The sequence below is a fragment of the Erythrobacter sp. genome, from assembly GCF_038133525.1.
Lineage (GTDB): Bacteria > Pseudomonadota > Alphaproteobacteria > Sphingomonadales > Sphingomonadaceae > Qipengyuania.
The window spans coordinates 87,643-95,098 of the sequence record NZ_JAYPTL010000003.1; the positions used below are offsets into that span (position 1 = coordinate 87,643).

At 63.6% G+C, this 7,456-nt stretch carries 8 protein-coding genes; 5 read left to right on the top strand and 3 right to left on the bottom strand.

Going from position 1 to position 7,456, the window contains the following annotated elements:
• Positions 1-19 precede the first annotated feature (19 nt).
• Genes AAFM29_RS01645 through AAFM29_RS01655 form a run of 3 tightly spaced genes read right to left on the bottom strand, consistent with a single transcriptional unit; the run spans position 20 to position 2,459 of the window.
• Positions 20-610, bottom strand: coding sequence for a molybdenum cofactor guanylyltransferase (locus tag AAFM29_RS01645; RefSeq protein WP_341711076.1), 591 nt, complete (start codon positions 608-610; stop codon positions 20-22).
• Positions 607-1,200 (bottom strand): pyridoxamine 5'-phosphate oxidase, encoded by a 594-nt coding sequence (gene pdxH / locus AAFM29_RS01650; protein ID WP_341711077.1) that lies wholly within the window; start codon positions 1,198-1,200, stop codon positions 607-609. The genes AAFM29_RS01645 and pdxH overlap by 4 nt, the downstream gene beginning before the upstream one ends.
• On the bottom strand, positions 1,197-2,459 hold the full coding sequence (locus AAFM29_RS01655; RefSeq protein ID WP_341711078.1) for an acyl-CoA dehydrogenase family protein: 1,263 nt from the start codon (positions 2,457-2,459) through the stop codon (positions 1,197-1,199). Before AAFM29_RS01655 ends, pdxH begins: the two co-directional genes overlap by 4 nt.
• A 482-nt stretch (positions 2,460-2,941) precedes the next feature.
• Here AAFM29_RS01655 and trbB point away from each other — a divergent pair, with 482 nt between their 5' ends.
• The 5 genes from trbB to trbJ form a co-directional block, all read left to right on the top strand.
• Positions 2,942-3,922: a P-type conjugative transfer ATPase TrbB gene (gene trbB / locus AAFM29_RS01660; RefSeq protein ID WP_341711079.1), complete on the top strand. Its 981-nt coding sequence runs from the start codon at positions 2,942-2,944 to the stop codon at positions 3,920-3,922.
• 8 nt (positions 3,923-3,930) lie between these two features.
• A complete protein-coding gene (locus tag AAFM29_RS01665; protein ID WP_341711086.1) occupies positions 3,931-4,251 on the top strand; it encodes a TrbC/VirB2 family protein in 321 nt (106 codons plus the stop codon).
• Entirely contained in the window at positions 4,251-4,526 is a 276-nt protein-coding gene (locus AAFM29_RS01670; RefSeq protein WP_341711080.1) for a VirB3 family type IV secretion system protein, read from the top strand. The genes AAFM29_RS01665 and AAFM29_RS01670 overlap by 1 nt, the downstream gene beginning before the upstream one ends.
• Before the next feature lie 3 nt (positions 4,527-4,529).
• Positions 4,530-6,986 (top strand): conjugal transfer protein TrbE, encoded by a 2,457-nt coding sequence (gene trbE / locus AAFM29_RS01675; protein WP_341711081.1) that lies wholly within the window; start codon positions 4,530-4,532, stop codon positions 6,984-6,986.
• Positions 6,983-7,456, top strand: a 474-nt coding sequence (gene trbJ / locus AAFM29_RS01680; RefSeq protein ID WP_341711082.1) for a P-type conjugative transfer protein TrbJ, incomplete at its 3' end; no start/stop codon positions are given. The genes trbE and trbJ, both read left to right, overlap by 4 nt.

Sequence of the window (7,456 nt, forward strand, 5' to 3'; positions counted from 1 at the left end):
CGATTCGAAGCAAGTCACATCAAGGCGCCAGCCAGCGCTCTGCTTCGGCAAGTGCTGTAGGTTCGTTGATATTGGCGAATGGATCCGGTGAGAAATCCTGGCCCCAGTCAACCCGGACGACGCCAACGAACTCGGAAAAACGCCATAGTGATCGACCGCCACCCGCGATGTAACCTGCCAATCTCTTGCATTCGACTTGCCACAGGGCCGCCAGCGGATGATCTCTTCCCTGACTGACCGGCATGGCGCAGCCTTCCACTCCGATCCTCTTTTCGAGAGTGGGCACAAGATCGCTTGGTAGCAAAGGCAGATCGCAGCCAATCAGCATTACCCGTTCGCGATCGTGCTGCTCCGAAAAGCGAAATGCGCTGTCGAGCGCACCGATGGGACCAATCCCTGGCACCTTGTCGCAAAGTATCGGGACGGTATGCACCGAGACCTGTTCCTTGGCCTGCACCGCAATCGCGACCTTGTCGGAATTGTCCATCGCCCATTCAAGAGCGTATTCAAGAAGCGGCTTTCCGGCGAGTTTCCTCGAAGGCTTGTCACCGCCCATCCGGGTTCCACCGCCGCCGGCAGCGATGATGATGGCAGGTCTGGTCTTTGTCACGGATACAACAGGTAGCGATGCCAATCGCCGCTGTCCCCCTTCTCGAAAACGATCCGATCATGAAGCCGGTGTTGCCCGCTCGTCCAGAACTCAATTCGTTCCGGCACAACCCGAAATCCGGACCAGAAGGGCGGGCGGCCCCTCTCGCCTAAGCTGAATGACAAACTCTGATGCGCTACCCGTGCCGCCAGCCTTGCGCGGCTTTCGAGCCTGGCCGATTGCCTCGATGCCCAGGCACCAATCCTGCTCGAGAGCGGGCGAGAAGCAAAATAAGTATCAGCTTCTTCGTCGCTGACTGGTTCAGCTTTTCCCTCGATGCGCACCTGCCTGCCCATAGCTTCCCAATAAAAACAAAGCGCTGCGTATGGATTATCGATCAGTTCGCTTGCCTTCCGACTGCCCAGATTGGTGTAAATGACGAAGCCTCGAGCGTCGCAGTCCTTTAGTAGGACCATGCGGTTTGCCGGCCTGCCGTCGCTTGTCGCCGTCGCCAGATTGACTGCGCTCGCATCTGCTATTCCCGGGTGCGCACATGCTGCGGAATACCATGAGGCAAACCGTGCGGCAGGATCGATGGTTGCCTCACTCATCGGGCTGGTCTGCCCCTCCACTCCGCCATCCGCTCACCGAATTTGCCAAACTCCATCCGCGCAATAGTTCGCAGGTGGACTTCGTCGGGACCATCGGCGATACGTAGGGCGCGCATCCCTGCATAGGCTTCGGCGAGCCCGAAATCGTCCGACAACCCGCCGGCTCCATGTGCCTGCATCGCATGGTCGAGTACTCTTAGCGCAGTGCGCGGAGCAGCCACCTTGATCATGGCGATCTCTTGCCTTGCGACCTTGTTCCCCGCTTTATCCATCATGTCTGCTGCTTTGAGGCATAACAGGCGCGTCATCTCAATATCGAGGCGTGCCTCCCCGAGCCTCTGTTCCCAGACCGATTGATCGGCGAGCCGTTTACCGAAGGCGACCCGCGAGAGCAGTCTTTCGGTCATTTTCTCCATCGCTCGTTCGGCCGCGCCGATTGCCCGCATGCAATGATGAATTCGTCCTGGCCCCAGTCGCCCCTGTGCGATCTCGAAGCCGCGACCCTCGCCAAGGATGAGGTTCGAAACGGGAACCCGTACATTGCGTAGCACGATCTCGGCATGGCCATGCGGCGCGCCGTCATAGCCAAAAACGGGCAGCATCCTGACGATCTCCACGCCGGGCGTCTCGAGCGGAACCAGAACCTGGGTTTGCTGCTGATGCGCTGCTGCCTCGCAATCGGTCTTGCCCATCACGATCGCAATCCTGCAACGTGGATCGCCTGCGCCCGAGGACCACCATTTCCGGCCATTGATCACATACTCATTGCCATCGCGCCGGATCGAGGTCTGGATATTGGTCGCGTCGGACGAAGCGACGTCCGGCTCGGTCATCAGGAAGGCTGAACGGATCTCGCCTTCCATCAGGGGCTTTAGCCAGGCGGCCTTCTGTTCGCTCGTCCCATAGCGGTGCAGCACTTCCATATTGCCTGTGTCGGGCGCGGAGCAGTTGAATGCTTCCGCAGCGAAGCCGACCCGGCCCATCTCCTCTGCACACAGGGCATAGTCGAGATTGCTCAGGCCTGCGCCGCGGTAGTCCTGCGTGTCATGCTCGGAAGGGGGCAGGAACAGATTCCAGAGGCCTTCGGAAAAAGCTCGTGCCTTCAACTCCTCGATGATCGCCGGGACTTGCCATTGTTTTCCGCGATGTTCTTCCAGCTCAACGCGATAGCGGGTTTCTGCAGGGTACACATGATCATGCATGAAGCTGCGCACCCTGTCGCGCCACGAGGCCTGCCTGCTCGATAGAGAAAAATCCATACAGTCAGGCTGCCGCGCTAAGCCGACGGCAATCGGCCTCACTTCCCGGAAACCGGCTCATTGTCCTGGTTCCAATGGGGCCGCGACCGTCTGCCTTGTACGCTGGTAGTCGATATCATTCATTGGCATGGTCGCACCGCTCCGAAGCTGGGATCGGTAGATGGCTAGTTCGCGGGTGACGAAGCTGCATTGATCGGCGTCAAAGACCTGCCGATTTCATGCGGGCCAGGCTGTGCGAGCGATATTCCCGTGCGTGCCAACCATGCAGCGCCCTGGACTTTGCTTCGAGTTCCCGCGTGCCGGCACTGAAATCGGCCCGTGGTGCCGAGTTTACCGTCGGGCCGGTGAACCCGCCGTTCCTTGGTCGTTCTTCGACACGCTGCGCCGGCCGCAAATCCTTGTTGCCTGCCGCCGTTTCAATGTCTCTTTGATCTGCCTCGCTAGCGCGGCCGGTGATCGGCTGTCGCCTTGAGGGGCCCTCCATGAGTGTCATTCCGATCCGGTCAGAAGCATCCTCGCGCGGCGCGCGCATGCTGCGCACAGCGCTCGGACCCGAGATCTCGCGCTGGCTCCAGGATCCTGTCGTGATCGAGGTAATGCTCAATCCCGACGGTCGCCTCTGGATCGACCGCCTGGGCCAGGGCCTGGTCGCAACCGACTTCCATGTCAGCGCTGCCGACGGCGAACGGATCATCCGCCTTGTCGCACACCATGTCGGCGTCGAGGTTCATGCCGGAGCGCCGCGCGTCTCGGCCGAGCTCCCCGAAGGCGGGGAACGCTTCGAAGGCCTGCTTGCACCAGTGGTGGCGGCACCGAGTTTTGCCATTCGCAAGCCCGCCGTTACCGTCTTCACCCTGTCCGACTATGTCGCGGATGGCATCATCTCGGGCTGGCAGGCCGATGCGCTCGCCGCATCGGTCGAGGCCCGCAAGAACATATTGGTGGCAGGCGGGACTTCGACCGGAAAGACCACGCTGACCAATGCCTTGCTGGCGAGGGTCGCCGAGGGCTCCGACCGCGTGGTGCTGATCGAAGATACGCGCGAGCTGCAATGTACCGCAGCCAATTTGGTCTCGATGCGGACCAAGGACGGGGTAGCGACGCTGTCCGACCTTGTCCGGTCCGCCCTGCGCTTGCGGCCCGACCGTATCCCTATCGGCGAGGTCCGCGGCGCAGAAGCGCTCGAGCTGTTGAAAGCCTGGGGTACCGGGCACCCGGGCGGGATCGGGACGATCCATGCCGGGTCCGCGCTCGGCACGCTGCGGCGGCTCGAACAACTGGTCCAGGAATGCGTCGTCACCGTGCCGCGCGCACTCATCGCCGACACCATCGACATCATCGCCGTGCTCGTACGCGAAGGCAGCGGCCGGCGCCTTGCCGAGCTGGCCGAGGTCCGCGGGCTCGATGCCGCAGGCGAGTATCTCCTCGTGCCCCTCAACCCAACCCAAGGAGACCCATCGTGACCCATGCCCTGTCGCGGCAATATTCGCGGCTTTCCACTTTCGCCCTGGGCGCCATGGCCTGGCTTGGCGTCTCGATGCCTGCCCATGCCGCCGGTTCATCGATGCCCTGGGAAGCGCCGCTCCAGGCGATCCTCGAGTCCATCCAGGGCCCGGTCGCCAAGATCATTGCGGTGATCATCATCATCGCCACCGGCCTCGCGCTGGCTTTCGGGGACACGTCGGGCGGATTCCGGCGGCTGATCCAGATCGTGTTCGGCCTTTCGATCGCCTTTGCCGCCTCCTCCTTCTTCCTCTCCTTCTTTTCCTTCGGCGGCGGGGCACTGGTCTGATGGACGGCACTACTCATGGACTGCCTAACGGCTTTTCCGTGCCCGTCCACCGGGCACTCACCGAACAGATCCTGCTTGCCGGCGCACCGCGCGCGCTGGCTATCGCCAATGCCACGCTGGCAGGTGCGATCGGGCTGGGCCTGCGACTGTGGCTCGCCGGTCTCGTCTTTCTCGCGCTCGGCCACATGGTCGCGGTCTGGGCCGCCCGGCGCGATCCCCAATTCGTGGATGTCTCGCGGCGGCATCTGCGCATCCCTGCCTACCTGCAGGTCTGAGCCATGCTGGACCTGCGCGAATATCGGGGCAAGGCGGACCGCCTCGCAGACTTCCTGCCTTGGGCCGCGCTGGTCGCGCCCGGCGTCGTGCTCAACAAGGACGGCAGCTTCCAGCGCAGTGCGCGCTTCCGGGGTCCCGATCTCGACAGCGCGACGCCAGCCGAACTCCTGGCGACGAATGCGCGGCTCAACAGCGCGCTTCGGCGCCTGGGCTCGGGCTGGGCGATCTTTGTCGAAGCCGTGCGTCGCCCTGCGCTGGATTATCCCCTCTGCGACTTTCCCGACCCGGCGACCGCCCTGGTCGAATGCGAGCGAGCCGCGCAATTCGCCGAGGCGGGCGCGCATTTCGAGAGCCGCTATTACCTCACGCTGCTGTGGCTGCCTCCGGCCGAGGACGCCGCGCGTGTCGAGGGCTGGCTCTACGAGGGCAGGGCAGTGAAGGGCATCGATCCGCGCGAACTGCTCGAGGGATTTGTCGATCGCACCGATCGCCTGCTCCGCTTGTGCGAAGGTTTCTTCCCCGAAGTCGCCTGGCTCGACGATGGCGAGACGCTGACCTATCTCCACAGCTGCATATCGACGCGGGCGCAGGCTGTCCGCGTTCCGGAAACCCCGATGCACCTCGACGTGCTGCTCGCCGACGAGCCGCTGACCGGAGGTCTCGAGCCACGCCTCGGCGCGGCGCATTTGCGCATGCTGACCGTGGTCGGCTTTCCGAGCGAGACTTTTCCCGGCTTGCTTGATGAGCTGAACGCGCAAGGCTTCGCCTATCGCTGGTCGACCCGGGCGATCATGCTCGACAAGGGCGATGCGGCACGGCTGCTCTCGAAGATCAGGAGGCAATGGTTCGCCAAGCGCAAGTCGCTCGCCGCGATCCTCAAGGAGGTGATGACCAGTGAGCCCTCGGTGCTGGTCGACAGCGATGCCGCCAACAAGGCGGGCGACGCCGATCTCGCGCTGCAGGAACTGGGCGCCGGTCATGTCGGGCTGGCGCTGGTCACCGCGACGGTCACGGTCTGGGACGAGGATGCCGCACTGGCTGCCGAAAAGCTGCGCCTCGTCGAAAAGGTCATCCAGGGCCGCGATTTCACCTGCATCGCCGAAGGCATGAATGCGGTCGAGGCATGGCTCGGCTCGCTCCCCGGTCACGTCTATGCCAATGTCCGCCAGCCGCCGGTCTCGACCTTGAACCTGGCTCATATGTTGCCGCTATCGGCGGTCTGGGCGGGGCCGGAGCGCGATGCGCATCTCGATGCCCCTGCGCTGCTTCATGCACGGACCGAAGGCTCGACCCCGTTTCGCTTCTCGCTCCATGTCGGCGATGTCGGGCATTGCCTCGTCGTCGGCCCGACCGGGGCCGGAAAATCCGTTCTGCTGGCGATGATGGCACTGCAGTTTCGGCGCTATGCCGGCTCGCAAATCTTCGCCTTCGACTTCGGTGGCTCGATCCAGGCCGCTACGCTTGCCTGCGGTGGTAACTGGCAGGACCTGGGCTCGAGCCTTGCCAAGGATAGCGACCAGGGAGTGCTGCTGCAACCGCTGGCGCGGATCGACGAACCGTCAGAGCTCAACTGGGCCTTCGAATGGCTCCAGGCGATCCTCGGCGGGGAGGGGATCGCGATCGATCCTGTCGCCAAGGGCCATCTCTGGTCGGCGCTGACTTCGCTGTCGAGTGCGCCACTTGCCGAACGCACGCTCACCGGCCTTGCCGTGCTGTTGCAGGCGCAAGCCCTCAAGCAGGCCCTTGCACCCTATTGCATCGGCGGTCCCTTCGGGCGGCTGCTCGATGCCGAAAGCGAACGGCTTGGCGATTCAAGGTTTCAGGCATTCGAGATCGAAGGCCTCGGCGGATCGGCTGCGGCCCCAGCGGTGCTCTCCTACCTCTTCCACCGGATCGAAGGGCGGCTCGACGGTTCGCCCTCGCTGGTCATCATCGACGAAGGCTGGCTGGTGCTCGACAATCCGGCTTTCGCCGCGCAGCTGCGCGAATGGCTCAAGACGCTGCGCAAGAAGAATGCGAGCGTCGTTTTCGCCACGCAGAGCCTTGCCGACATCGAGTCCTCGGCCATCGCTCCTGCCGTCGTCGAAAGCTGCCCGACCCGCATCTTCCTGCCCAATGAGCGTGCGCTCGAGCCGCAGATCCTCTCGATCTATCGCCGTTTCGGCCTCAATGACCGCCAGGTCGAAATCCTCGGTCGGGCAACCCCCAAGCGCGACTATTACTGCCAGTCGGCGCGCGGCAACCGCCTGTTCGAGCTGGGGCTGGGCGAGATCGCACTCGCCTTTGCCGCGGCCTCCTCGAAAAGCGACCGCCGTGCCATTTCCGGCATCGTCGAAAGCGCGGGTCGCGCCCATTTTGCCGCCGCCTGGCTCAGGCATCGCGGGCTCGACTGGGCCGCCGACCTGCTCGGGCCCGATGCAGCGCCATCCACTACCCCCCCGGAAGGAGACCTCCCATGACCCCGCGTAAGATCCTGCATTGTCTTGCCCTTGGCACCGCGCTCGCCGCCGTCGTCACGACGGCTATCGTGTCGGTCCCGGCACGGGCCCAGTTCGGCTTCGGCGGCATCGTCTACGATCCCTCGAACTATGCGCAGAATGTGCTGACCGCCGCGCGCACGCTCGAACAGGTCAACAACCAGATTCGCATGCTCCAGAACCAGGCGGCCTCGCTCGTCAACGAAGCGAGGAACCTCGAGAGCCTGCCGCTGTCCATCCTCCAGCCGCTGGAGGAGCAGATCCGGCAGACCCAACAATTGCTGCGCGAAGCACAACGCATCGCCTATGATGTCCGCGAAATCGAAGCCGCCTTCGACCGGCACTATCGGGCAATTCCGCTGGACGCATCGCAGCAGGCGCTGGTCGACGGTGCAGAGGCGCGCTGGGCCAACAGCGTCTCGGCCTTCGAGGTTTCGCTGAAGGTCCAGGCC